The 24,606-nt window shown below is 66.3% G+C and carries 24 protein-coding genes; 10 read left to right on the top strand and 14 right to left on the bottom strand.

From position 1 onward, the window contains the following. Positions 1 to 47: 47 nt before the first annotated feature. From ACO05N_RS06455 to xseA, 3 genes are read right to left on the bottom strand one after another with little or no spacing between them, the layout of a single operon-like run. Positions 48 to 929, bottom strand: coding sequence for a M23 family metallopeptidase (locus ACO05N_RS06455; RefSeq protein WP_422056342.1), 882 nt, complete (start codon positions 927 to 929; stop codon positions 48 to 50). Continuing rightward, the gene (locus ACO05N_RS06450; RefSeq protein ID WP_422056341.1) at positions 926 to 1,129 is read right to left on the bottom strand and encodes a DUF2093 domain-containing protein; all 204 of its coding nucleotides are present in this window, start codon (positions 1,127 to 1,129) and stop codon (positions 926 to 928) included. Before ACO05N_RS06450 ends, ACO05N_RS06455 begins: the two co-directional genes overlap by 4 nt. Positions 1,130 to 1,159: 30 nt before the next feature. Beyond that, a complete protein-coding gene (gene xseA / locus ACO05N_RS06445) occupies positions 1,160 to 2,539 on the bottom strand; it encodes an exodeoxyribonuclease VII large subunit (RefSeq protein WP_422056340.1) in 1,380 nt (459 codons plus the stop codon). On the opposite strand from xseA, the gene purD reads away from it, so the two are divergent. From purD to ACO05N_RS06430, 3 genes are all read left to right on the top strand, one after another. After that, on the top strand, positions 2,538 to 3,806 hold the full coding sequence (gene purD, locus ACO05N_RS06440; RefSeq protein ID WP_422056339.1) for a phosphoribosylamine--glycine ligase: 1,269 nt from the start codon (positions 2,538 to 2,540) through the stop codon (positions 3,804 to 3,806). The two genes, xseA and purD, sit on opposite strands and share 2 nt — an antisense overlap. Before the next feature lie 132 nt (positions 3,807 to 3,938). Beyond that, positions 3,939 to 5,714, top strand: coding sequence for a vWA domain-containing protein (locus tag ACO05N_RS06435; protein WP_422056338.1), 1,776 nt, complete (start codon positions 3,939 to 3,941; stop codon positions 5,712 to 5,714). A 56-nt stretch (positions 5,715 to 5,770) separates the two neighbouring features. Then, positions 5,771 to 5,971 (top strand): hypothetical protein, encoded by a 201-nt coding sequence (locus ACO05N_RS06430; protein WP_422056337.1) that lies wholly within the window; start codon positions 5,771 to 5,773, stop codon positions 5,969 to 5,971. Positions 5,972 to 6,031: 60 nt separating this feature from the next. Here the strand turns inward: ACO05N_RS06430 and ACO05N_RS06425 are convergent, their stop codons facing one another. Beyond that, positions 6,032 to 7,339, bottom strand: coding sequence for a hemolysin family protein (locus ACO05N_RS06425; RefSeq protein WP_422056336.1), 1,308 nt, complete (start codon positions 7,337 to 7,339; stop codon positions 6,032 to 6,034). 128 nt (positions 7,340 to 7,467) lie between these two features. Between ACO05N_RS06425 and ACO05N_RS06420 the strand changes: the two genes are divergently transcribed. After that, positions 7,468 to 8,145 carry an OmpA family protein gene (locus ACO05N_RS06420; protein WP_422056335.1) on the top strand — a complete coding sequence of 226 codons (678 nt, stop codon included), beginning with the start codon at positions 7,468 to 7,470 and terminating at the stop codon, positions 8,143 to 8,145. 41 nt (positions 8,146 to 8,186) lie between these two features. On the opposite strand, the gene ACO05N_RS06415 is transcribed toward ACO05N_RS06420, so the two are convergent. Together ACO05N_RS06415 and ACO05N_RS06410 are read right to left on the bottom strand one after the other, a co-directional pair. Then, positions 8,187 to 8,615: a nucleoside deaminase gene (locus ACO05N_RS06415; protein ID WP_422058716.1), complete on the bottom strand. Its 429-nt coding sequence runs from the start codon at positions 8,613 to 8,615 to the stop codon at positions 8,187 to 8,189. 85 nt (positions 8,616 to 8,700) lie between these two features. Then, complete coding sequence (locus tag ACO05N_RS06410) at positions 8,701 to 8,976, bottom strand: hypothetical protein (protein WP_422056334.1); 276 nt, start codon at positions 8,974 to 8,976, stop codon at positions 8,701 to 8,703. A 170-nt stretch (positions 8,977 to 9,146) separates the two neighbouring features. Between ACO05N_RS06410 and rpmB the strand changes: the two genes are divergently transcribed. Beyond that, a complete protein-coding gene (rpmB, locus tag ACO05N_RS06405; protein ID WP_145847280.1) occupies positions 9,147 to 9,437 on the top strand; it encodes a 50S ribosomal protein L28 in 291 nt (96 codons plus the stop codon). 99 nt (positions 9,438 to 9,536) lie between these two features. Here rpmB and ACO05N_RS06400 read toward each other — a convergent pair whose 3' ends face one another. Further along, the gene (locus ACO05N_RS06400; protein ID WP_422056333.1) at positions 9,537 to 10,511 is read right to left on the bottom strand and encodes an esterase-like activity of phytase family protein; all 975 of its coding nucleotides are present in this window, start codon (positions 10,509 to 10,511) and stop codon (positions 9,537 to 9,539) included. Positions 10,512 to 10,856: 345 nt separating this feature from the next. Between ACO05N_RS06400 and ACO05N_RS06395 the strand changes: the two genes are divergently transcribed. From ACO05N_RS06395 to ACO05N_RS06385, 3 genes are all read left to right on the top strand, one after another. Next, positions 10,857 to 11,252 carry a glycine zipper 2TM domain-containing protein gene (locus tag ACO05N_RS06395; RefSeq protein WP_422056332.1) on the top strand — a complete coding sequence of 132 codons (396 nt, stop codon included), beginning with the start codon at positions 10,857 to 10,859 and terminating at the stop codon, positions 11,250 to 11,252. 93 nt (positions 11,253 to 11,345) lie between these two features. Next, on the top strand, positions 11,346 to 12,041 hold the full coding sequence (gntA, locus tag ACO05N_RS06390; protein WP_422056331.1) for a guanitoxin biosynthesis heme-dependent pre-guanitoxin N-hydroxylase GntA: 696 nt from the start codon (positions 11,346 to 11,348) through the stop codon (positions 12,039 to 12,041). After that, entirely contained in the window at positions 12,031 to 12,621 is a 591-nt protein-coding gene (locus ACO05N_RS06385; protein WP_422056330.1) for a DUF1989 domain-containing protein, read from the top strand. The genes gntA and ACO05N_RS06385 overlap by 11 nt, the downstream gene beginning before the upstream one ends. A gap of 21 nt (positions 12,622 to 12,642) precedes the next feature. Here ACO05N_RS06385 and ACO05N_RS06380 read toward each other — a convergent pair whose 3' ends face one another. Both ACO05N_RS06380 and ACO05N_RS06375 read right to left on the bottom strand, forming a co-directional pair. Then, on the bottom strand, positions 12,643 to 14,799 hold the full coding sequence (locus ACO05N_RS06380; protein ID WP_422056329.1) for a M3 family metallopeptidase: 2,157 nt from the start codon (positions 14,797 to 14,799) through the stop codon (positions 12,643 to 12,645). 133 nt (positions 14,800 to 14,932) lie between these two features. Continuing rightward, positions 14,933 to 15,937 carry a fumarylacetoacetate hydrolase family protein gene (locus ACO05N_RS06375; protein WP_422056328.1) on the bottom strand — a complete coding sequence of 335 codons (1,005 nt, stop codon included), beginning with the start codon at positions 15,935 to 15,937 and terminating at the stop codon, positions 14,933 to 14,935. Between the two features lie 106 nt (positions 15,938 to 16,043). Here ACO05N_RS06375 and ACO05N_RS06370 point away from each other — a divergent pair, with 106 nt between their 5' ends. Continuing rightward, the gene (locus ACO05N_RS06370; RefSeq protein ID WP_422056327.1) at positions 16,044 to 19,421 is read left to right on the top strand and encodes a PAS domain-containing protein; all 3,378 of its coding nucleotides are present in this window, start codon (positions 16,044 to 16,046) and stop codon (positions 19,419 to 19,421) included. Between the two features lie 68 nt (positions 19,422 to 19,489). Next, on the top strand, positions 19,490 to 20,779 hold the full coding sequence (locus tag ACO05N_RS06365) for an adenylosuccinate synthase (protein WP_422056326.1): 1,290 nt from the start codon (positions 19,490 to 19,492) through the stop codon (positions 20,777 to 20,779). 42 nt (positions 20,780 to 20,821) lie between these two features. Here the strand turns inward: ACO05N_RS06365 and ACO05N_RS06360 are convergent, their stop codons facing one another. The 5 genes from ACO05N_RS06360 to ACO05N_RS06340 form a co-directional block, all read right to left on the bottom strand. After that, the gene (locus tag ACO05N_RS06360) at positions 20,822 to 21,067 is read right to left on the bottom strand and encodes a hypothetical protein (protein ID WP_422056325.1); all 246 of its coding nucleotides are present in this window, start codon (positions 21,065 to 21,067) and stop codon (positions 20,822 to 20,824) included. A gap of 129 nt (positions 21,068 to 21,196) precedes the next feature. Further along, entirely contained in the window at positions 21,197 to 22,264 is a 1,068-nt protein-coding gene (gene aroC, locus ACO05N_RS06355) for a chorismate synthase (protein ID WP_422056324.1), read from the bottom strand. A 74-nt stretch (positions 22,265 to 22,338) separates the two neighbouring features. Next, positions 22,339 to 22,863 (bottom strand): GNAT family N-acetyltransferase, encoded by a 525-nt coding sequence (locus ACO05N_RS06350; RefSeq protein WP_422056323.1) that lies wholly within the window; start codon positions 22,861 to 22,863, stop codon positions 22,339 to 22,341. Beyond that, the gene (gene fabI, locus ACO05N_RS06345) at positions 22,863 to 23,666 is read right to left on the bottom strand and encodes an enoyl-ACP reductase FabI (protein WP_300492673.1); all 804 of its coding nucleotides are present in this window, start codon (positions 23,664 to 23,666) and stop codon (positions 22,863 to 22,865) included. Before fabI ends, ACO05N_RS06350 begins: the two co-directional genes overlap by 1 nt. Then, entirely contained in the window at positions 23,663 to 24,604 is a 942-nt protein-coding gene (locus tag ACO05N_RS06340) for a YihY/virulence factor BrkB family protein (RefSeq protein ID WP_422056322.1), read from the bottom strand. Before ACO05N_RS06340 ends, fabI begins: the two co-directional genes overlap by 4 nt. Between the last annotated feature and the right edge of the window lie 2 nt (positions 24,605 to 24,606).

Here is a 24,606-nt window from a genome sequence, read left to right as displayed (position 1 = left end):
CCCTTGATCGGCGCCGCGGCACGCGCCGGTGCGTCGGCGGTCGGGTCCTAGTCCGCCGTCACCGGCATCGATCCGGCGATCAGCAACGGGTCGATCCGCGCACTGCCCCATTTCATCCCCCAGTGGAGATGCGGGCCGGTCGAGCGACCGGTAGTGCCGATCGCGCCGATCCTTTGCCCTCGCCGCACGACATCGCCGACCTTCACGTCGATCCGCGACAGATGCAGAAAAGCGCTGTTGAGCGACATACCATGGTCGAGCATCAGCAACTTGCCCTCCAGCGTGAATGGCTGCTGCGCGGCGAGCACCACCACGCCGTCGGCGGGGGCGATGATCGGCGTTCCGGTCGGGCGTGCGACATCGACACCGGAATGATAGGCGCCCGGTTCGCCTTTGTAGATGCGCTGCGATCCGAACAGGCCAGAGATCCGCCCCGTCACGGGCCACATGAAATCCTGTCGCCATCCATGCACATCGTGCGACTTGGACCGGGCCGCATTGATCTGTGCCAGTTCGGCGGGGCGACGGCGCTGGAACTCGGCGCTGGGCTGGGCAAAACGCGGGAGCGTGTTCAGCCGCTCGATCCGCCAGGCGCGCGGCTGGATCGTAAGCGTCTGGCGCAGACTGCTGCCGTCGACGCGGGTTGCGACCAGATCGGCGCTGGCAGGGGCGTCGCGATCGAACGCGATCAGGAACCGGCCATCGGGTGCGACCGGCACGTCGCGGCCGTCCAGGGTCACCCGGCTGGTCAGCGCGGGTGCGGTGCCGAGCACGGTACCGCCCTGGATCATCGGCCCATCGAAGCGAAACGCGGTGCGCGATTGCCCCGATTGCAGCGGGGACGCGACCGACCGATCAGCCCCCACACTCACGCCTGCCAGCAGCGCGAGCACCGCGCCCGCGACGATCGCCCCCCCGACCCATCTCACGTTGCGGTCATCGCCTTGGTTGCGATCTCGGCGCTGGCATAGGCCTCCTGCTCCGCCACGCTCCAATAGCGCAGCGCATCCAGCGGGATCTTCTCGCCGCTCACCGCGCACAGTACATGGTCGCCCGACGATAGCACGCGAAAGCCATTCGCCATATAATGCAACCGCGCCGGACGGGCGGAATTGGACGACATCAACATGGCTGCGCTCACTCTTGCGGTTGGGGCGGGTCAGAACAGACCGGGCTGTTCGGGCTTGTCCTCAGCATAGGGCTTGCCGCCGCCGCGCTCAACCCGCGCGTCCACCGGGCCGTCACGGAAATGCAGCGTCAGCGCCCCGGCCGCGCGTGCATCGGCGGCGCTGGCGATCACCTTTCCGCTGACCTTGGCACCGACGCGGACATAGCCGCGCTGCAACAGATTGTCGGGATTGACCGCTTCGAGCAGCTTGCCCGCGCCCTCCAGCCGGTGGCGCAACCCCTCCAGCTTGCGCTCCAGCACCGCCGGCCGCAACGCGCCTCCGGCGCGATCGAGCACGCCGCGCGCGACCGTCACGCGCCGCTCCAGCCCGCGATCCAGCCGCGCTGCCAGGTCGTCGGCCTTTTGCCGCTGCGGCCCAAGCAGCGCATCGCGGCGCGGGAGCACGCGCACCAGCGCCTGCAACCGCTCATTGCCGCGCTCGTGATAGCGTCGCGCGCAGCGCTCGGTGCGCAGCGCCAGCGTCGCGACATGATGGGACAGGTCGGCACGCACCGGGACCGCCATCTCGGCGGCGGCAGTCGGCGTCGGTGCGCGCACGTCCGCTGCAAAATCGCACAAGGTGGTGTCGGTCTCATGCCCGACCGCCGAAATCACCGGGATGCGGCAGGCGGCGACCGCGCGTACCACCGGCTCTTCGTTGAACGCCCACAGATCCTCGATCGACCCACCGCCGCGCGCGACGATGACCAGATCGGGGCGCGGCACCGGCCCATTTTCGGGCATCGCATCGAACCCGCGCACAGCCGCCGCAACCTCTGCTGCCGCGCCATCGCCTTGCACCTTGACCGGCCAGACGAGCACGCGCGTCGGAAACCGGTCGGCGAGCCGATGGAGGATGTCGCGGATGACCGCGCCGGTGGGTGAGGTGACGACGCCGATGACGCGCGGCGCGAACGGCAAGGGCTGCTTGCGTGCGACGTCGAACAGCCCCTCGCCCGCCAGCTGCGCCTTCAGCCGCTCGAACAGCGCCATCAGCGCGCCTTCGCCCGCCAGCTCCATGCGCTCGATCACGATCTGGTATTTCGACCGGCCGGGATAGATGGTCAGCTTGCCGGTCGCGACGACCTCGATCCCGTCCTGCGGGCGGAAGGGCAGGCGGTCGGCGGCACCGCGCCACATCACGCCGTCGATCACCGCATCAGCATCCTTCAGCGCCAGATAGACATGGCCCGACGCCGCCCGCTTGTAGCCCGAAATCTCGCCACGCAGCCGGACATGGCCGAACTCGCCTTCGACCATCCGCTTCAACCGATGCGACAATTCGCCGATGCTGAGCGGCGCGTCATTGTCCCCCTCCCGCCCCTCGGCTACGAGCCGCGGCATATCGATATCGTCGAAGGGGTCTGACATGAACGTCCTGTTGCTTGGATCCGGTGGCCGCGAACATGCGCTCGCCTGGAAGCTCGCGCAATCGCCCCGGCTCGATAGCCTGCATGCGATCCCCGGCAACCCCGGAATCGCCGATCATGCAACCTGCCACGACGTTCCGCTGACCGATCACGCCGCCGTGATCGCGTTCTGCCGCGCCCATGCGATCGGTTTTGTCGTGGTCGGCCCCGAAGCGCCGCTGGTCGATGGCCTGAGCGATGCGCTGCGCGCCGCCGGCCTGCCGGTGTTCGGCCCGAGCCAGGCGGCCGCGCAGCTGGAGGGATCGAAGGGCTTCACCAAGGATCTGTGCGCGCGCGAGAATATCCCGACCGCCGGCTATGTCCGGGTCCGCGACCTCGACACTGCCCGCGCGGTGCTGGCGCGCGATTTCGGGCGTCCGGTGGTGATCAAGGCCGATGGCCTCGCCGCAGGCAAGGGCGTCACCGTCGCGATGAGCGAGAAGGAGGCCCAAGCCGCGATCGCGGCGATCTTCGAAAAGCCCGGCGGCGAGGCGGTGATCGAGGAGTTTCTGGAGGGCGAGGAAGCAAGCTTCTTCGTCATCACCGACGGAACGAACTTCGTGACCTTCGGCTCGGCGCAGGATCACAAGCGCGTTGGCGACGGCGACGTTGGGCCGAATACGGGCGGGATGGGCGCGTACAGCCCCGCCCCGGTGCTGACCCCCGCGCTGGAATCGCAAGCGATCGAAACGATCATCAAGCCCACCATCGCGGGGATGGCCAAGGCGGGCTCACCCTATTCGGGCGTCCTCTATGCCGGGCTGATGCTCACCCGCACCGGGCCGAAGCTGATCGAATACAACGCCCGCTTCGGCGATCCCGAATGCCAGGTGCTGATGATGCGGCTCGAGGATGACCTGCTCGAACTGATGCTGGCGACCGAGGCTGGCGAGCTCGCCGGTCGTGCCGCGACGCGTTTCTCGGACAATACCGCACTGACCGTGGTGATGGCGGCGAAGGGCTATCCCGGCACGCCCGAAACCGGCGGCGCGATTCATGGGATCGCCGCAGCCGAGGCGACCGGCGCAAAGGTGTTCCAGGCGGGCGCGAAGCTGGACGGCGGTGCGCTCGTCGCAGCCGGAGGCCGCGTGCTGACCGTCACCGCCACAGGCGCAAGCGTCACCGAAGCCCAGGCCGCCGCCTATCGCGCGGTCGATGCGATCGACTTCCCCACAGGCTTCGCCCGCCGCGACATCGGCTGGCGCGAAGTGGCGCGGGAGGGGGGCTGACCCAGTCGTCGCCCCGGCGCAGGCCGCTTCTGACAGATTCAGTCAATCCATGTAACATTATCACCTGTTCATCTGCCGCTCATCGGACAGGGCGCACCCCTCGACGCATCGCTGTCAAAAGGGGTCATCGCCATGAAGCGCACTGCCGCGCTCGTCTCGCTCTCGCTGTTGCTCGGTGCCGCAGCGCCCCCGCCGCCCCAGGCGCACTCGCGCAGCCACCGGCCTTCCCCACCCCGCGCGGACAATGACTCGCCGGTGCGCTGCAAGCTCGGCGGCCATCCGCGTGAGATGGCCTCAGGCGGTCAGACCTACCGCTTCAGCGGTGGCCGACAGGCAAAGGTGGCGCCCTTGGCACCGCCGCCGGCCTACGCTCCCCCGCCCCCACCGCCCCCACCGCCCGCGGCCTATGCGCCGCCCGCGCCGGGATCGTCAGCTGACTATGCCCGTCGCGTCGCACCCGCTCCGGTATCGGCCGCTCCCTATGGCGCGCCGGGCAATCGCGAACGCTACGACGGCAAGGAGGTCGCATCGGTCCAGTCAGTCGCCACCGCCCCGGTCTCGACCTTCTCGGTCGATGTCGACACCGGTTCCTACTCCAATGTCCGCCGGTTCCTGCAAAAGGGGCAGACGCCCCCCGCCGAAGCGGTGCGGACCGAGGAGATGATCAACTATTTCCGCTACGACTATCCCCTCCCCGCCTCGCGGCAGCAGCCGTTCAGCGTGACGACCGATGTCGCGCAGACGCCATGGAACCCCGACACCCGCCTCGTCCGCATCGGACTACGCGGCTATGACGTGACCGCACAGGGCCGCCCGGCGGCGAACCTCGTCTTCCTGGTCGATGTTTCGGGATCGATGAGCAGCGACGACAAGCTCCCGCTGGTCAAGCGCGCACTGACGATGCTGGCCGACAAGCTGACTGCAAAGGACCGCGTTTCGATCGTTGTCTATGCCGGGGCAGCCGGCGTGGTGCTCGATCCGACCGCGAACCCCAAGCACATCCGCGCGGCGCTAGACTGCCTCGAGGCGGGCGGATCGACCGCGGGGGCAGCGGGACTCCAGCTCGCCTACGACATCGCCAGCGCCAATTTCATCAGGGGCGGGATCAACCGCATCTTCGTCGCCACCGATGGCGACTTCAACGTCGGGGTCAGCGACAACAGGGCGCTGGAGGCGATGGTGAAGAAATATCGCGACAGCGGCGTCACCCTGACCACGCTGGGCTTTGGCGAGGGCAATTACAACGAGGCGCTGATGGAGCGCATCGCCGATCTCGGCAACGGCAACTACGCCTATATCGATTCGGCAATGGAGGCGCAGAAGGTCCTGGACGACGAACTCGGCGCCTCGCTCTTCACCATTGCCAAGGACGTGAAGGTCCAGGTCGAGTTCAACCCGACCCAGGTCAGCCAGTATCGCCTGATCGGCTATGAGAATCGCGCGCTGGCCGAAGAGGATTTCGACAATGACGCGGTCGACGCCGGCGATATCGGCGCGGGTCATCAGGTGACCGCACTCTACGAAGTCGTGCCGTCGGGCGGCAAGGGCTGGCTGCCCGAACGCCGCTATGACGGCAACCGCCCGCCCGCTTCGAGCGCATCGGGACGCGAGCTGGCGTTCGTCAAGCTACGCTACAAGCTACCGGGCCAGGAGGCATCGCGGCTGATCGAACAGGCGGTTCCGGCATCGCTGCTGCGTGCGGCTCCCGCGCCCACCGGCGACATGGCGTTCGCAGCGGCAGTCGCGGCATTCGGTCAGAAACTGCGTGGCGACAAATATCTGGGCGGTTACAGCTATGCCGCAATCCGCGGGCTGGCGGGGAACCCGCAGGGCTATTGGCGCAACGAATTTCTCAAGCTTGCCCAACTGGCTGCGGTGCAGGAAGTCCGCAGCGCGGCAAAGGATTAGGAGCTTTCGGCCGCTCCGCGCATTCTGATCCCGAAGATGAGCGGAGAGGCGGCCGGATGGATGAGAAACCCTATGTGCCTCCGGCGGGAATGGCGGCGGCGTTCGAATGGGTCACGGCCACCCACCTGCTTCTGATCCTGATCCTGGCGGGCGGCGCGGTGACGATGATCTGGTGGGGGCGGCACTTGCATCGCCGCTGGAAAGCGGCACGGGAGGAGGCGATCCGCGCAGCGCAGGAGCGCGACGCCGACGGTTAGCGATTGTTTCAGAAGCGCTGGACCGGGCGCGGCCCCGATTCAGCGCAGATCAACCCAGCTCTAGTCGGTGATCTCGCTCAGCAGCAGCTTGTCGATCTTGTGACCGTCCATGTCGACGATCTCGAACCGCCAGCCCTGTTCGACGAAACTCTCGCCCTCGGTCGGCAAGCGCTTGAGGACTGCGAGCGCGAGGCCAGCGACGGTCGCATAGTCGCGATCCTCGGGCAGGTCGATCTTGATGCGGTCGGCCAGCGTATCTGCCGCCAGCTGGCCCGACACCAGCAACGACCCGTCGTCGCGCACGGTGATGGCGGGATTGTCGCCGGCGTCGGCATCCGACGCAAACTCGCCGGCAATGGCCGCCAGCAGGTTGGCGGGGGTCACGATCCCCTCAAAATGTCCGTATTCGTCATGGACGAAGCCCATCGGCACCGCCGCACGGCGCAGCGCGCCCAGCGCATCCATCGCATCGACCTGATCGGGCAGCACCGGCGCCGGCTGTGCCAGCGCGCGCAGGTCGAGCGGGCGCCCCTCGATCAGCGCGGTAACGACATCGCGCGCCTGCACCACGCCGATGACCGCGTCGACCGAACCGTCAGCCACAGGCAGCCGCGTGTGCGGAGTCGCGGATAGCGCGGCGCGGATCGCGGCCTCGTCCAGATTGATGTCGATCCAGTCGACATCGGTCCGCGGGGTCATCACTTCGCGCACCGGTCGATCCGCCAGGCGCACCACGCCGGAGATGATCGAGCGCTCATGCTCTTCGATCACGCCCGAATGCGTCGCTTCGGCGACGATCATGTGCAGCTCTTCGGCGGTCACGCGGTTTTCGGACTCGCGGTTGAGCCCTAGCAGGCGGAACACGAGCGAGCTGCTCTGGTCGAGCACCCACACGATCGGTGCGGTGATGCGCGCGAGCAGCTTCATCATCGGCGCGATCACCACCGCGAACGGTTCGGGCGAGCGCAAGGCGAACTGCTTGGGCACCAGCTCGCCGAAGATCAGCGAGACATAGGTGGTAAAGGCAATGACGATGGCGAAACCGATCGTCTGGGCCAGTTCGGCTTCAACCCCCAGCGCCGCGATCCGCGCACCGGCGGGCGTACCCAGGCTGGCGCCCGAATAGGCGCCGTTGATGATGCCGATCAGGGTGATGCCAATCTGCACCGTCGACAGGAATTTGCCGGGGTCCGCAGCGAGGTCGAGTGCGGTCTGCGCGCCGCGCTTGCCGGACCGGGCCAACCCCTCAAGCCGCGCCTTGCGCGCCGACACGATCGCGAGCTCCGACATGGCGAACACGCCGTTGAGCGCGACCAGGGCGAGAATGATCGCGACGTCGATCCAGGGTATGGGGGGAAGCGGGTCCATTGGCCTGCCCCTCCCATAGTCGCATTCATCCCCGTTTCACAACGGCTGATTCAGAGGACTTCGGTGCGCAGGCGGAACAAGGGCGCGGCTCAAGCCGTTTGTCGCGCGCAAGTTTCAAGGAGGACGTTATGCGAGTACCCGCCAATTGGCCGCTTATCCCGGCAATCGCCGCGCTCGCGCTGACCAGCGCGTGCGTTACCGATCCGGTCACCGGCGAGCAGCGAATTTCCAAGGCCGGGATCGGCGCGATCGGCGGCGCACTCGGCGGCTATCTGCTCGGTGACATCGTCGGCGGGCGCCGGGACCGCACCGAAAAGATCGTCGGTGCCGGCATCGGCGCGGTCGCGGGCGCCGCGATCGGCAATTACATGGACCGTCAGGAGCGCGAGATCCGCGAACGCACCGCCGGCACCGATGTCGAAGTGATCCGCCGCGGCGACGACCTGATCCTGTCGATGCCGTCGGGCATCACCTTTGCGACCGACAGCGCGACGGTGCAGGCGCAGTTCCGACCGACGCTCGACAAGGTCGCCGACGTGCTCGACCGCTACAACCAGACCTATGTCGATGTGTACGGCCACACCGATTCGACGGGGTCGGACGCCTACAACCAGACGCTGTCGGAGCGCCGCGCCGGAGCGGTGGCCGACTATCTCGTGTCGCGCGGGGTCGAGGCGGCACGCCTGGAAACGCTAGGCTATGGTGAAACCCAGCCGATCGCCTCCAACGAGACGGTCGAGGGACGCGCACAGAATCGCCGCGTCGAAATCAAGATCGTCCCAATTCGGGAAAGCGACATGCGCTGACCTGAGCAACGCCCTCTCTCCGCCTGCTGAGAGAGGGCCAGTCAGCGCCGCACGGCAAAAAACTGGCGCAGCAGCGCGCTCGCTTCGCCCTCACCTATCCCCGAATACACCTCCGGGCGGTGATGGCAGGTCGGCTGGGCAAAGAAACGCGGCCCGTGCTCGACCGCCCCGCCCTTTGGATCGGCAGCACCATAATAGAGCCGCGCGATGCGGGCATGGGCGATGGCGCCCGCGCACATCGCGCAGGGCTCGAGCGTGACCCACAGGTCGCAATCCTCCAGCCGATCGCGACCCAGCGCTCGCGCAGCGGCGCGGATCGCGAGAATTTCGGCGTGCGCGGTCGGATCGTGCAACGTCCGTGGCGCGTTCGCTGCGACCGCAACCACCCGCTCCCCCTGCATGACCACCGCACCCACCGGCACTTCACTGGTCTCTGCGGCGGCGAGGGCGGCGTCGAGTGCGGTACGCATGGGTTCGGGCAGCGGGAACATGCCGCTGATATGCCGCAAGCAGCGGCGGTCGGCTATATTGCCGACGCACCGCGGCAGGATGCAATTACTGGGCAGCCGGGGTCGGCTGCGCCTTCTCGACCTCTACGGTCGGGACCTGAATCGTTTTGTTTTCCATGGTGATGGTCGGCACCTGGATCGTCTTGTTGGTGGTGCCCATGCCGACATCGCCGACGTCCGCCGCGACAGTCGGCGCCTTGCCGCCTTCGAACTTCACGGTCGGGAGCGAACCCGGCTTCATGTCGACACTCAGCATGCCGAGCGAAATCAGCACCACGATCACCACGGCCGCAAGGCCGAGAATTGCCAGAAGTCCACGCATCGAGTCCGATCTCCCTTTCGAATCGTTTGCGAAATAACGCATCATTGACCATAGGGGTTGCACGCACGGCGCGATACAGGGCGATGCACGGTTGACGTAGTCGCGCTGTCCCGTTATCGGGCCGCTCTTTCCCAGCGCCGCTGGACAGGCTGAAACCTAGGAACGATTCGATGTCGCGCATTTGCGAGCTGACCGGCAAGGGCCGGCAGGTGGGTCACAATGTTTCCCACGCCAATAACAAGACCAAGCGTACCTTTCTGCCCAACCTGCAGAATGTGACGCTGATGTCGGAAGCGCTCGAGCGCTCGATCCGTCTGCGCGTGTCGACGCACGGCCTGCGCTCGGTCGAGCACAATGGCGGCCTCGACAACTGGCTGCTCAAGACCGGCGACGAGAAGCTGTCGCTGCGCGCCCGCCGCCTGAAGCGCGAAATCGCCAAGAAGGCGACTGCCGCAGCCTGATTCGCCTCGGCGAACCGATTCTGATCGGCCCGCTCCCATTCCGGGACGCGGGCCGTTCGGCGTTTTGATCGCCCTGATGCGATTCGTTCGAGCGGCGCCTTATCGGTTCAGCCGGAATTTGAGCAGTAACGACCGCTGCAGAAACAGCTGGTTATCGTCCGATGCGATCCACAGGATCGTTTCCTGACCTTCCCGGACGGCGGCCAGCGCTTCGAAATTGTCCTGCAGAACTGCCCCCTCGAATCGGGCGATCTCCCGGCCAGTCACGACCGCCCCGCGCCGAATCGCCGTGCGCGGAACAACGGTCAGCGTCGCCGTGAACGACAGCGGCAGCGCGAAGCGCCGGTTGAGGATCGCGATGCGCCCGTCCGGAAGCTCTGCCATGTCGGTTGGCTTGAAGCCGCGCGGCGGGCGATAGCTGAATGCGAAACCGCGGCGCGGGGCAACCACCGGATCGCCCGCGAACATGATGCCCCGCATCGTCCCCGCTGCGTCGCCCTTGCGGTCCTCTGCCAGCACGATGAAGCGGCCGTCGCGCAGACGCACTATCGCCTCGGCTCCGCCATTGCTGGACCAGTTCGCCAGAACGGAAGGCGTCGCGTGCGCCTGGGCATGTACGAAGCCACGGCCATAGCGCCAGATCGCGTTTGCGCGCTCGAACCCGACCCAGATCTGGCCGGTCGCCGGATCGCGTGTCAGCGATTCGCTGTCGCGATCCTGCTTGCGCCACCCCTTGCCCGGGCCGGCGGGCAGTTCGGCAAAGCGCAGCGCCCGCGGCCGCCAGTCCGCCCCCATGGTGAACGAGACGATGTTGCCCCCGTCGCTCAACAGCGTGAACCGGTTGCCATCCACCGCCATCGCCGAAAAGCCCCCGAACGCCGCTCCGTCCCCCTCCAGCGCGACCCCGCCAAGAAAGGTCAGGCCGCCCAGCCGCGTGCGCTGCGGATTGCCCGGCTCCAATACCACCTGCCTGGCCCCAACCGACACGTTGCGCGGCAATAGCGACAGCCGCGCCTCGCCCGACCATTGCGGGACGAAGATCAGGATCAGAAGGATCGACAGGAGGATGCGCATCGTCGGCCCTTCATAATGGCCGCAATCGTGCCGCAAAGCTGAACCTCAGATAACAGCTCCGTTCAGCCTGGGTTGGTCGCCGTTCAGCTAACCGACAGACAAGCCGTTCCGCTGCGTATCTGCGGACCTGCCCGACATGCCGGTGCGATCCGAACGCCCTGCCCGACTTCCCGTGTTGCGTACCGGGACAGGGCACTCCCCCCTTGGGCGCTGCGGGTCCACCGGCACCCCCCTTACGATCCCGCAACGATCCTGAACCGCGGATAACAGCCGCATTAAGGGAGCGCTCAATGCGGTTGTGCGAATCCCTTGTTCAACGAGATCGGACGAACAAGGAGACACGAGATGATCAAGCAGCTTTCCCTGATCGGCGCCGCGCTGGCGATGACCGGCATCGCGCTGGTTCCCGCGACCGAGGCAGCCGCGCAGAGCCGCTACGAATATCGCGACGACCGTGGTTACTACGGCGATCGCTATCGCGACGGCCGCGGGTACGAGCGGGACCGTTACCGCGAGTATCGTCGCGACGGGCGCCGCTATCAGTATCGTTCGCGCGCTGCAGACAAGTGCCGCGACGGTGACGGTGGGACGATCGTCGGTGCTATCGCCGGTGGGCTGGCCGGTAACGCGATCGCAGGCCGCGGCGACAAGACCGTCGGCACCCTGCTGGGCGGCGTGGTTGGCGCGCTGGCCGGGCGCGAGATCGACCGGGCGGACCGTCCGGGCTATTGCCGCCGCTAAGCAAGGCCCCATGACAAGTTGAAACGGGCCGGCTCCTCACAAGGGGCCGGCCCTTTCATTTGAACAACTTGGTCGCTCGCGCGTTGGGCGGGCATGCTGAAACCATGCAACGATTCCGCACATCCGCTGGCGGAGCGCTTCCGCGCGTTCGTCAAGTCGGCCGAATTCCCATGTGTCGGCGCGAAATCGGCGCTGAGCCGCGATCGCATGCGCTTTGTTGTGAGCAAGGACATCGGGTCGGCGTGGGACGACCTGCGCATACTTCCCAACCTGCACGACCTCGCTGCCAGCTATCGCGCCGAGCCCGAGTTGTTCCAGTCGCTGGTCGTCCTGTTCGAGCAGGATCGCGAACTCGACGAACCGGCGTTCGAGGCGAATCTTTGGGCACGGCTGCAGTCGCTGACCGATAAGGATGAATGGCTGGGCCAGCCGGGCGATCCCCGCGTCAGCCATGATCCCGATGATCCGCATTTCTCGCTCAGCTTTGGCGGCGAGGCGTTTTTCGTCGTCGGCCTGCACCCGCAGGCGAGCCGACCCGCGCGCCGCTTCGAGCGGCCGGCATTGGTGTTCAACCTGCACGATCAGTTCGAGCAGCTTCGCGCACAGGGGCGATATCAGAAATTGCGCGATTCGATCATTGCGCGCGATGTCGCGCTGGCCGGCGCGCCCAATCCGATGCTGGCGCAGCACGGCACGGTTTCGGAAGCACGGCAATATAGCGGGCGGGTGGTCGACCCCGAATGGCGCTGCCCATTCCGCGGGCGCGGGGATGCACAGAATGCCGCATAGAATCGCCCCGCGCTCCGGCGTTGCATTCGAACTGCCCAAGGGGGCGCGGCTGACTGTTACCGATCCGACCGGCGAACAGGTCGCCGACCTGCTCGCCTATCGCAAGGACGATGTCGGCGAAGTGATTTCGTCGGGTCGTACGCTGGATTACGCCAGCCGCATTTACCTGACGACGGGCGACAAGCTCTATTCGAACCGCAGCAACGTGCTGCTCGAGATCGTCGCCGACGATGTTGGGCGGCATGATTTCCTGTTGACGCCATGCTCGAAGGACACGTTCCGCATCATCTATGGCGATACCGACCCGCATCGCGGCTGCTTCGGCAACCTCGCCGCCGCGCTCGCGCCTTTTGGCGTCGAGGAGGACATGATCCCCACCGCGTTCAATTGCTTCATGAACGTGCCGGTCGATGGGACAACGGGCGAATTGCGCGTCGATCCACCGCTGAGCAAAGCGGGGGACCGGATCGTGTTTCGGGCGATGGAGGATTTGGTGATCGGCCTAACCGCCTGTTCGGCGCTGCAGTCGAACAATGGGTCGTTCAAGCCGATCGACTGGGAGGTGACGCTGCCGGAGTAATCCGGCAGCGCCCCAATTCCATCAGTTTCCGGTCGGGAAGCCGCGGCGCTTGAACAGCGCGTTGACGTCCGGATCGCGACCGCGGAAGGCTTTGTACGCTTCCTTGCGGTCGGTTTCATTGCCTGTTTCCAACAGGATAGTACGGAACTTGTCCGCCGTGGCCTTGTCCCAGACATTCCCCGTTTCCTCGAACGCGGCCCAGGTGTCGGCGTCCATCGTTTCCGACCACAGGTAGGAATAATATCCCGCCGAATAGGCGTCGGAGGAGAAGAGGTGGTTGAACTGGGGTAGGCGGTGCCGCATCACGATCTCCTTTGGCATACCCAAAGAAGCGAGCGTGTCGCGTTCGAATGCGTCGGGGTCGGTCACCGGGGTGTCGCGATTGTGGAGTTGCATGTCCACAATGGCGGATGAGAGATATTCGACCGTGTCGAACCCCTGATTGAACGTCGCCGCCTTCTGGATCTTCTCCACCAACGCCCCCGGGATCACCTCGCCCGTCTTGTAGTGCTTGGCAAAGCGGTTGAGCACGTCGGGGGTCAGCAGCCAGTTTTCGTTCACCTGGCTGGGATATTCGACAAAGTCCCGCGGCGTGCCGGCGAGGCCCGGATAATAGACGTTGCCGAGCAGGCTGTGCAGCGCATGGCCGAATTCGTGGAACAGCGTCGAAGCGTCGTCGATGCTGATCAGCGTCGGCTCACCGCCACCGCCCTTGGTGAAGTTGTTGTTGTTCGACGCCAGCACGATATCGTCGCCGCGCAGCCCCGAACGGCTGCGATAGCTGGTCGCCCATGCCCCCGAACGCTTCCCCGCGCGCGCGAAATTGTCGAGGTAGAAGACGCCGATCGTCTTGCCCAACCGCTTGACCTCGAACGTCCGCACATCGGCCTGGAACACCGGGATCGTGCCGGTATTTTCCTTGAATTCCAGGTCGTAGAGGCGGCCTGCGGCGTAGAACATGGCGTTGACCATGTTGTTGAGCTCGAGATACGGCTTCACCTCGCTCTCATCGAGGTCGTATTTCGCCTTGCGGACCTTCTCCGCATAGAAGCGATAGTCCCAGCCCTCGATCTTGATCTTCGGCCCCTTGCCCGCTGCAGCCTCGGCGTCCGCGAGCGCCTGCATGTCGGCGACTTCCTGTTTCACGCGCCCGACCGCCGCGGGCCAGACCGACATCATCAGCTTGGTCGCGTTCTCCGGCGTCTCCGCCATCGTGTCGTCCATGCGGTAATGCGCATGCGTCTTGAAGCCGAGCACCTTGGCACGCTCCTGACGCAGCTTCAGGATCTGGGCGATGATCGCGTTGGTATCGGTCGCGCCGCCATTGTCGCCGCGGTTGATATAGGCGTTGTAGACCTTCTCGCGCAGCGCGCGGTTGGTGGCGTACATCAGGAAGGGCTGCATCGACGAACGCGTGTTCTTGACCGCCCATTTGCCCGCCTGCCCGCGCGCCTTGGCCTCTTCGGCGAGGCTCGCCTTGAAGCTGTCGGGCAGGCCGGCGAGGTCCGCCTCATTGTCGATGATGATCGCGGTTTCTTCGTCCGCCAGCACGCGGCGGCTGAATTCGGTATAGGCGACCGACAGCTCGCCGTTGATGCGCTTGATCTCGGCCTTCTGCGCCTCGTTGAGCAGCGCGCCCGAGGTCACGTAATCACGATATTCGCGTTCGAGCAGGCGCATCTGCTGGGCGTTGAGGCCGAGCGTCTGGCGCTTGTCGTACAGCGTCTTCACCCGCTGGAACATCTTGGGGTCGAGGCTGAGTTCGGTCGAGAAGGCCGACAGCTTCGGGCTCCATTCGCGCGCGATCTTCTGCACCTCGGGGCTGGCGAGGTTGCTGGTATAGACGCCCCACACCGGGAAGATGCGCGCCAGCGACGTCGTAACCTTGGCCGGTGCCTCGATCGTGTTGGCGAAGGTCGGGGCTTCGGGATTGTCGCGCACCTTGGCGAACGCGGCGCGCGCCTCGGCCATGCCCTTCTCGAAGGCGGCCGGGAACATCGCCGGGGTGACCTTGTCCCACTGGGGAACGCCGTCGAACGGGCCGGGCCAGGTGTCGATCATCGGTGCAGGATCCACGGTGGCGGTTGCGGTTGGCGCGGCCGGGGTCTGGGCAGCGGCGGGCAAGATCGACAGGAGCGAGGCGGTGGCGAGCAAAATCGCGCCGGATACGGGCTTCATGAACTTCCCCTGGGAGATGGTGTGATAACAGGATGATACGGCACGGGCCACGCTTGGCAAGCGGCACGCGACGAATGGCATGGCCGGTCGCAGTGCTGTTCCTCCCCTGAAATTTTTCAGGGGAGGAATGGGGTCACCCCCCGACGGTCTGTTCGATCACACCGAAGATCGGGTGGTGCCGGTCATCCTCGGCCCAGATGCGGACGGTGTCGCCGGCCTTGAGGAACGGGGTCGACGCCTGGCCGTCGCGGATCGTTTCGACGGTGCGGACTTCGGCGAGGCACGAATAGCCGACGCCGCCCTGTGCGATCGGCTTGCCAGGACCGCCATCGGCATCGCGGTTCGATACGGTGCCGGAGCCGATGATCGTGCCGGCCCCCAGCGCGCGCGTCTTCGCGGCGTGCGCGATCAGCGTGCCGAAATCGAAGGTCATGTCCTCCCCGGCCTCGGCGCGGCCGAAGGGCTGACCGTTCAAGTCGACCATCAGCTTGCGATGCAGCTTGCCGTCGCGCCACCAGTCGCCGAGCGCATCCGGCGTCACGAACACCGGCGAAAAGGCGCTGGCGGGCTTGGACTGGAAGAAGCCGAAGCCCTTGGCCAGTTCGCCCGGGATCAGATTGCGCAGCGACACGTCGTTGGTAAGTCCGACCAGCCGCACCGCCGCCAGCGCTTCCTCACGGCTCGCGCCCAGCGGCACGTCGCCGGTGACGACGACCACTTCCGCCTCGAGGTCGCAACCCCAGCTCTCGTCCGCGAGCGGGATCGGGTCGCGCGGGCCGAGAAACCCATCGCTGCCGCCCTGGTACATCAGCGGATCGTGCCAGAAGCTGTCGGGCATTTCCGCCCCGCGCGCCTGCCGCACCAGCGCGACATGGTTCACATAGGCCGAGCCATCGGCCCATTGATAGGCGCGCGGCAGCGGCGACGCCGCCTCACGTTCATGGAAGCGTTCGCGCGGGATCACTTCATGATCGAGATCGGTGGCGAGGTTGCGCAACGCCCCTTCATAGCGATCCCAATCGTCGAGCGCCGCCTGCAGTGTGCCGACAATGTGACCGGCATCGGCATACCAGGCGAGGTCGCTCGACACGACGACGAGGCGGCCGTCACGTCCGTGCTTGAGACTGGCAAGTTTCACGCTGCTTCTCCTGCTCCTGGCCCGCCTGCTCTAACCGGCTGGTTTTCGGCGAGTCCTTACCCAAGTTGCATTGACAGGCGCGAGCGCAACCCGCAACGCTCAACACATGTTTTCCGAGCTTCGATTCCTGGAGCAAGGCGGCGAGATGGGTCGCCGTATTCGGGAGCATGACTGGGCCGCAACCCCGCTGGGCCCGCCGGAAACCTGGCCACAAGCGCTGCGCTTTGCCCTGGGTATCTGCCTCGGTTCGGAAATGCCGACGGCGATCTATTGGGGTCCGGAGCTGCGGCTGTTCTACAACGATGCCTGGGCGCCGATTCCGGCCGAGCGCCACCCTGGCGCGCTGGGCCGCCCCGGTGCCGAGGTCTGGCCCGAAATCTGGGACGTGGTCGGTCCGCAATTCGAGCACGTCATGGCGACGGGTGAAGGGTTCGCCACCTATGACCAGCGGCTCGACATGGAACGGGGCGGAAAACCGCACGAAAGCTACTGGAATTACAGCTTTACCCCGATCCGCGACGAATATGGCCGGGTGTGCGGCATCCTCAACCAGGGAAACGAGACGACCGCGACGGTATTGTCGCAACGCGAGCGCCGCGCCGAGATCGAACGGCTGCGCGAGCTGTTCCAACAGGCGCCGGGCGCGGTCGCGTTGCTGGAGGGACCGGACCATGTCTTCGCGCTGACCAACCCGGCCTATCATGCGCTGACCGGACGTGCCGAGCTGATCGGAAAGCCCGTTGCGGAAGCGCTGCCCGAGATCATCGAACAGGGGTTCGTCGATCTGCTGGATCAGGTATTCGACACCGGCGTGGCCTATCGCGCGACCGGCCAGCCGGTTCAGCTCGTTCGCGACGGGGTAGCCGACACCCGTCTGGTCGATTTCGTCTTTCAACCGATCAAGGACAACGCAGGGACCACGACCGCGATCTTCATCGAGGCGAACGACGTGACCGAGCGCGTCGTCGCCGAGCATCGATTGCGCGAGAGCGAGGAGCGGCTTCAGCTTGCGCTTCAGGCGACGAACATCGTGGGAGTGTGGGACTGGGACCTGACAACCGACCAGCTGCGCACCGATGCGCGGCTTGCCCAGCTCTATGGCGTCGATCCGGCGCTGGCCGAGCAGGGCGGGCCGAGCGAAACGTTCATCGCCAATGTCCACCCGGAGGACGCGCAGCGCCTGCGCGCCGAAATCGGTCAGGCGGTCCGCAGCGGCGACGCGTTTTCCAGCGAGTATCGACTGATCGATGCCGCCGGGCGCGTGCGCTGGGTCACCGCGCAGGGGCGGTGCAGCTATGGCGCTGACGGGCGTGCGGTGCGCTTTCCCGGCGTTATCTTCGAAGTCACCGAGCGTCGCGAAGCCGAGGAAGCCGCGCGTCAAGCCGCCGCCGACCTTGAGGCAGCGACGCAGGATCAGACATTTCTGTTCGACCTTGCCGGGCGCCAACGTGCGCTGGATACGCCCGAGGCGATCATGCGGCTTGGGGCGGGGGCGGTTGCCGAGCGGCTGGGGATCGATCGGGTCGGCTTTTACCGCGTCGCTGACGATGATGCGGTGCAGTTCGGTCCGTGTGTCACCAGCGGGAAGCTGCGCTCGCTGGAGGGGACGCGGCGACTCGACATGGGCGCCGCCAATGCGATCTATCGGCAGGGGCTGACCCTGGTCTCGCATGACGCCGCCAATGATCCGCGGTTCACGGGCAGCGACTTGTCGCGCTCCTCACCTGCAGCGGTAGGCGTGCCGCTGATGCGCGGCGGGGCATGGGTCGGGAGCCTTTACGCCAACCAGGCCGAGCCGCGCGAATGGCGGCCGGAGGAAGTCGCGCTGATCGAGGCGGTCGCCCAGTCGACCTGGGACGCGGTAGAGCGCGCCGCCGCCGTCATCGCGCTGCGCGAGAGCGAGACCAAATTCCGCGCCATCGCCAATTCGATCGACCCGATGGTCTGGTCGACGCAGCCCGATGGCTATCACGATTACTATAACGACCGCTGGTACGAGTTTACCGGTGTCTCCTCTGGCTCGACCGATGGCGCGGCGTGGAACGACATGTTCCATCCCGACGACCAGCCGCGCGCCTGGGCGATGTGGCGTCGGTGCCTGGAAACCGGCGAACCCTATCATATCGAGTATCGGTTGCGGCACCATAGCGGGGTCTATCGCTGGGTCCTGGGACGGGCGCAGCCGGTCCGCGACGACGATGGTGCGATCACCCGCTGGTTCGGCACCTGCACCGACATCCAGGACATTGTCGACGCGCGCGAAGTGCTGGCGGGATCGCGACAGGAGCTGGAGCAGGCGGTGGAGGAGCGCACGCGCCAGCTGATGTCCGCCGAGGAGCGGTTGCGCCAGGCGCACAAGATGGAGGCGGTCGGCCAGCTGACCGGCGGCATCGCGCACGACTTCAACAACATGCTGGCGGTGATCATCGGATCGCTCGACATGCTCGAGCGCCGGATCGCGCAGGGCGCGACCGATCTCGACCGCTATATCGTTGCCGCCAGGGACGGCGCGACGCGCGCGGCGGCGCTGACCCAGCGGCTGCTCGGATTTGCGCGGCAACAGCCGCTGGCGCCGGTGCCGCTCGACATCAATGCGCTCGTTTCGGGCATGATCGACCTGCTGATGCGCACGCTCGGCGAAAAGGTAACGGTCGAGACGCGATTGCAGAGCCAGCTTGCGCCCGCGCTGGCCGACCCCAACCTGCTGGAGAATGTCATCCTCAACCTGTCGGTTAACGCGCGCGACGCGATGCCCGATGGCGGCAGGCTGACGATCGAGACCGCCAACCGCACCCTCGCTGCGGGCGAGGCGGGCGAGCTGGGCCTTGCCGCGGGGGACTATGTCGCGCTGACCGTCGCGGATACCGGATCGGGCATGTCGGACGAAGTGGCCTCGCGCGCGTTCGACCCGTTCTTCACGACTAAAGGCGTCGGCAAGGGCACCGGCCTGGGACTCAGCCAGGTCTTCGGCTTTGCCCGGCAGTCGGGCGGCCATGTCGCGATCGACACCGCGCCTGGCCGGGGGACCCGCGTGACGCTGCTGTTGCCGCGTCACGATGCGGTGCCCGACGCGGTCGCACCCGCACTGCGCGATGCGCCGCTGCAGAGCGGATCGCGTGACGAGGTGATTCTGGTCGTCGAGGACGAGGAGCGGGTGCGCAACCATTCGGTCGAGGCGCTGCGCGAGCTTGGCTATACGGTGCTGCAGGCTCCCGACGGGGTCGAGGCACTGCGCATCATGGCGCGCGGGCAGCAGCCGATTTCACTGCTGTTCACCGATGTGGTGATGCCGGAGATGACGGGTGACGAGCTGGCCCGCCGCGCGCGTGCACGCCAGCCGGGCCTCAAAGTGCTGTATACCAGCGGTTATACGCCCGACGAGAATGCGATCACCACCGACGCGGGGATCGCCGCCGCGCTGATCGCCAAGCCGTTCGGCGTGGTGCAGCTCGCCGCCAAGGTCCGCGCCGCGCTCGACAGCTGACCGCGCGATGCTGGACGTAGCGGCGCGCGCGCTCTAGGGGAGCCGCGCATACCGGAAAGGATCGGAATTTGGCGAACGTCGCGGTGATCGGCGCCCAGTGGGGCGATGAGGGCAAGGGCAAGATCGTCGACTGGCTGGCCAGCCGCGCCGACCTGGTCGTCCGCTTTCAGGGCGGGCATAATGCCGGCCACACGCTGGTCGTGGGCGACAAGGTCTACAAGCTGTCGCTGCTTCCGTCCGGCTTGGTGCGCGGCACGCTGTCGCTGATCGGCAATGGCGTGGTGTTCGACCCCTGGCATTTCCGCGACGAGATGGAAAAGCTGCGCGCGCAGGGGGTTGAGATCACGCCCGAGACGCTGCAGGTTGCCGAGACCGCGCCGCTGATCCTGCCCTTCCACCGCGACCTCGACGCGCTGCGCGAGGATGCGAGCGGTTCGGGCAAGATCGGCACCACCCGCCGCGGCATCGGCCCGGCCTATGAGGACAAGGTCGGTCGCCGCGCAATCCGCGTGTGCGATCTGGCGCATCTCGACGATCTGGGGCCGCAGCTCGACCGGCTGTGCGCGCATCACGACGCGCTGCGCGCCGGCTTCGGCCAACCACCGATCGACCGCGATCGCCTGCTGGACGAACTGCGCGAGATTGCGCCGGCGGTGCTGCCCTATGCCGCGCCGGTGTGGCTGACGCTTAAGGGCGCGAAGGAAGCGGGCAAGCGCATCCTGTTCGAGGGGGCGCAGGGCGCATTGCTCGACATCGACCATGGCACCTACCCGTTCGTCACCTCGTCCAACACGGTCAGCGGAGCGGCGGCGTCGGGCTCCGGCCTTGGTCCGGGGTCGGTCGGTTTCGTGCTGGGAATCGTCAAGGCGTACACGACCCGCGTCGGATCGGGCCCGTTCCCGAGCGAGCAGGACAATGAGATCGGCGAACTGCTGGGCACGCGCGGGCGCGAGTTCGGCGTAGTCACCGGGCGCAAGCGCCGCTGCGGCTGGTTCGACGCAGTGCTGGTGCGCCAGTCGGTCGCGCTGAGCGGCGTCACCGGCATCGCGCTGACCAAGCTCGACATTCTCGACGGGATGGAGACGCTGAAGATCTGCACCGGCTATACCGTCGGCGACAAGCATTACGACTATTTGCCCCCCAGCCCGCAGGATCAGGCGCGTGCCGTCGCAGTCTATGAAGAGATCGAGGGCTGGAGCGAGTCGACCGCAGGTGCGCGCAGCTGGGCGCAGCTGCCGGCGCAGGCGATCAAATATATCCGGCGGATCGAAGAGCTGATCGGATGCCCGGTCGCTTTGGTGTCAACGAGTCCCGAGCGCGAGGACACGATCCTGGTCCGCGATCCCTTCGCGGACTGAAGGTAACCCGGACGCGGCACGCCGCGCCCGGGGACGAAACCGTCAGTAGAAGGTCGAATTGGGCTCGGGCGCGGTATCGCTGCCGTCCTGAGTCGGGTCGGCCGGCTGCGCGCTTGGCTCGACATCGGTGCGGTTCGAAAGCGTCTCCGGTGCGGTGGTGTCGTCCGGTGCGGCTTCGTTGGTTATCTCGTTCTGCAGCGGTGGTTGCGTTTGCGGCGTGCCGATTGCGGCGAAGGCGGCGGTCGATCCACCAAGGGCGATGAGGCTGAACAGCGTCTTGTGGCGCATGGGATACTCCTGGTTACACAGCCCGGATTGAACGCGCGCTGTTCACCGGAAGTCGCATGCCGGTTCCTCGCCCCATCGGCGAAGCCGCCCGGCTCGCCCGTCAGCTGCGCCGTGCGCGCGGCGGGCCGATCAGCCGCACTGCGCGCGGTGGAGCAATTTCTGGTCGGCCAGCACCAGCGCCATCATCGCTTCCACTACCGGGACGCCGCGAATGCCGACACACGGGTCGTGGCGACCCTTGGTCCGGATCTCGGTCGCTTCGCCATCGCGGGTAATGGTTTCGACCGGCGTGAGGATCGAACTGGTCGGCTTGAACGCGACGCGCACGCGTACCGGCTGGCCGGTCGAGATGCCGCCCGCAATGCCGCCCGCATGGTTGGCGAGGAACTCCGGACCGTCAACGCCGGGACGCATCGGATCGGCATTGCCCTCACCCGACGCCAGCGCCGCTGCAAAGCCGTCGCCGATCTCGACGCCCTTGACCGCATTGATGCTCATCATGCCGCTCGCCAATTCGCTGTCGAGCTTTGCATAGAGCGGCGCGCCCCAGCCGGGGGGAACGCCCTCCGCCTCACACACCACCACCGCACCGAGCGAGGAGCCGTCCTTGCGCGCGGCATCGATCACCTTTTCCCACTGCTCCGCCGCGACCGGATCGGGGGAGAAGAAGGCGTTGTTGTCGATCTGCGCATCGTCGAAGCGCGAATAGAGGATCGGGTGCTGGCCGATCTGTTCGACCCAGGCGCGGACGCGCACTTCCGGAATCACCTTGCGCGCGACGGCCCCCGCCGCGACGCGCATCGCCGTCTCACGCGCCGAGGAGCGACCGCCGCCGCGATAGTCGCGAAAGCCGTATTTGGCGTCATAGGCATAGTCGGCATGGCCGGGGCGATAGGCGCTGGCGACCTCCGAATAATCCTTTGAGCGCTGGTCGACATTGTCGATCAACAGGCCGATCGGAGTGCCGGTCGTCCGCCCTTCGAACACGCCGGAGAGAATGCGGACCGCGTCCGGCTCCTGCCGCTGCGTCGTGAAGCGCGACGTGCCGGGGCGGCGCTTGTCGAGGAAGGGCTGGATATCCGCTTCGGACAGGTCGAGGCCGGGAGGGCAGCCATCGACCACCGCGCCGATCGCAGGGCCATGGCTCTCGCCAAAGGTGGTGAAGCGCAGGACGCGGCCGAAGGTGTTGAAGCTCATGGCGTCATCCCTTGCCGATTGCACCGCGATTTGGAAGCAAGAAGGATAGCGGGTCGGTCAAAGCCGCTATGGTGTCATGCGTCCTGCGCGAGCGCCGCGAACGCGCCAGCATGGGCCGCAACACCGCGCACGCCGCACGGCAGCTTCCCGTCCTGCAACGCCAGCGCCATCAGATGATCCCCGGCATAGGGCGAGTCGAACCCGCGCGCGAGGTCGGCGGCATAGCCGAAACGACCGTAATAAGCCGGATCGCCGAGCACGAAGCTGAGCAGATAGCCCGCGTCGCCGAGATGCCGGTGCCCGGCGGCGATCAGCGCCTCTGCCACGCCCTGCTGACGATACGCCGCCTCGACCGCCACGGGGGCGAGCGCGACGGCGGCGAGGGCGACGTCGTTGACGCGCACGTCCATCCGGCTGAATGCGACCATCCCCGCGAGCGCGCCGGTCTCCTCATCATCCGCGACCAGCGTCAGCACCATGTCGCCATCGATGCACCAACGCTGCACGAGCAACGCTTCATCCGCCGCAGGAAAGCTGCGCCGAAGCAGCGCATCGATCGCGGCGACGTCACCGCCGGTGGCGGGGCGGATGGCAATCATCAGACCAGCGCAATGTCCGGGGCATCTTCGGCCTTCATACCGATGACGTGGTAGCCGGCGTCGACATGGTGGGTTTCGCCGGTGGTGCCGCTCGACAGGTCGGACAGGAAATAGAGGCCGGCGCCGCCGACATCCTCGATCGTCACGTTGCGCTTGAGCGGGGCGTTGAGCTCGTTCCATTTGAGGATCAGGCGGAAGTCGCCGATGCCGCTGGCCGCGAGCGTCTTGATCGGGCCGGCGCTGATCGCGTTGACGCGGATATTCTGCTTGCCGAGGTCGACAGCGAGATACTGGACGCTGGTTTCCAGCGCCGCCTTGGCCACGCCCATGACGTTATAATGCGGAATGACCTTTTCCGCGCCGTAATAGCTGAGCGTCAGCAGCGATCCGCCATTGGGCATCATCGCCTGGGCGCGCTTGGCCACCGCGACGAACGAATAGACGCTGATGTTCATCGTCATCAGGAAATTGTCGAGGCTGGTGTCGACATAGCCGCCGCGCAGCTCGTTCTTGTCCGAAAAGCCGATCGCGTGGACCACGAAGTCGATCGTCGGCCAGCGCTCCGCCAGCGTGGCGAAGGTCTTGTCGAGCTCGGCCATGTCGCTGACATCGCAGTCGATCAGGAAATCGCTGCCCAGTTCCGCCGCCAGCGGGCGCACGCGCCGCTCCAGCGCCTCGCCCTGATAGCTGAACGCCAGTTCCGCACCCTGTTCGCGCAGCTTCTTGGCGATGCCCCATGCCAGCGAACGATCATTGGCGAGCCCCATGATCAGCCCGCGTTTTCCCTGCATCAATCCGGTCACGTCTTACCCTCCGGTCCCTCTTGCGGCTTCTCTAGCCCGGTTTCGGGCGTTTCTGCCAGTGCGGCGTTGAGTTCGGCGCCGATAACGACGCCAAAGCCGATGAGAAAGAAGAAGATGAGCGCGACCATCACGCCGGCGAGACTGCCATAGGTGAGGCCATAGCCACCGAACGAACCGATCACTGCGGGCAAGGCAGCGGTGCAACCCATCCACCACAGGGTCACAAACGCCGGCCCGGGCCATTTGGGACAGCCGGACTTGCGATAACGCGACGGGGTCAGCGTGTAGAACAGGATATACAGCGCCCCGAACAGGGCGATGGCGGGCGCCACTTTGGTCAACGAAATCATCCGCGCCGCATCTGAGGCAAAGGGAATGACGCGCAGGATGAACTGCTCCGCTCCGCTGAGCAGCAGCTGGAAGCTGAACGCCATCATCGCCAGGATCACCGAGGCGATGACCATTCCGATCGTCGCCAGTTTCAGCCGCCAGAAGGGCGTACCCGAGGGTATGCCATAGGCCTGCCTCAGGATCGCGCGCACCGTTTCGACAAAGCCCGAGGTCGTCCACAACCCGACCAGCGCGCCCAGCCACAGCAGCGATCCCGAGCGGGCCTCCAGCACCTCAAGAATCGCGGGGCGTAGCAAATCGGCGACTTCCGGTGGCACGGTGCGCAGAAATGCGGCGACCGCCTGAAGCCCGTCGCCGGTCCGCCCAACCAGCCGCGCCACGGCGGTTGCGACGATGAAGAAGGGGAACAGCGTGACGAGGCTGAGATAGGCAAGGTTGCCGGCATGGGTGAAGCCGTCGTTGAAAGCACCCACCGCCACTCGCTTGGTCACCACGATCATGCGGTCCGTGACGCCCAGGTCGGACAGCCGTTCGTTGAAGCCGCGACGGCGCGCTTCGGGCGATTCAGGGGAGATAGGTTCGGTCACGA

Origin of the sequence: Sphingomonas sp. (assembly GCF_965227385.1) — a bacterium.
Taxonomy (GTDB): Bacteria; Pseudomonadota; Alphaproteobacteria; order Sphingomonadales; family Sphingomonadaceae; genus Sphingomonas.
This window is presented reverse-complemented; position numbering and strand designations above follow the sequence as displayed.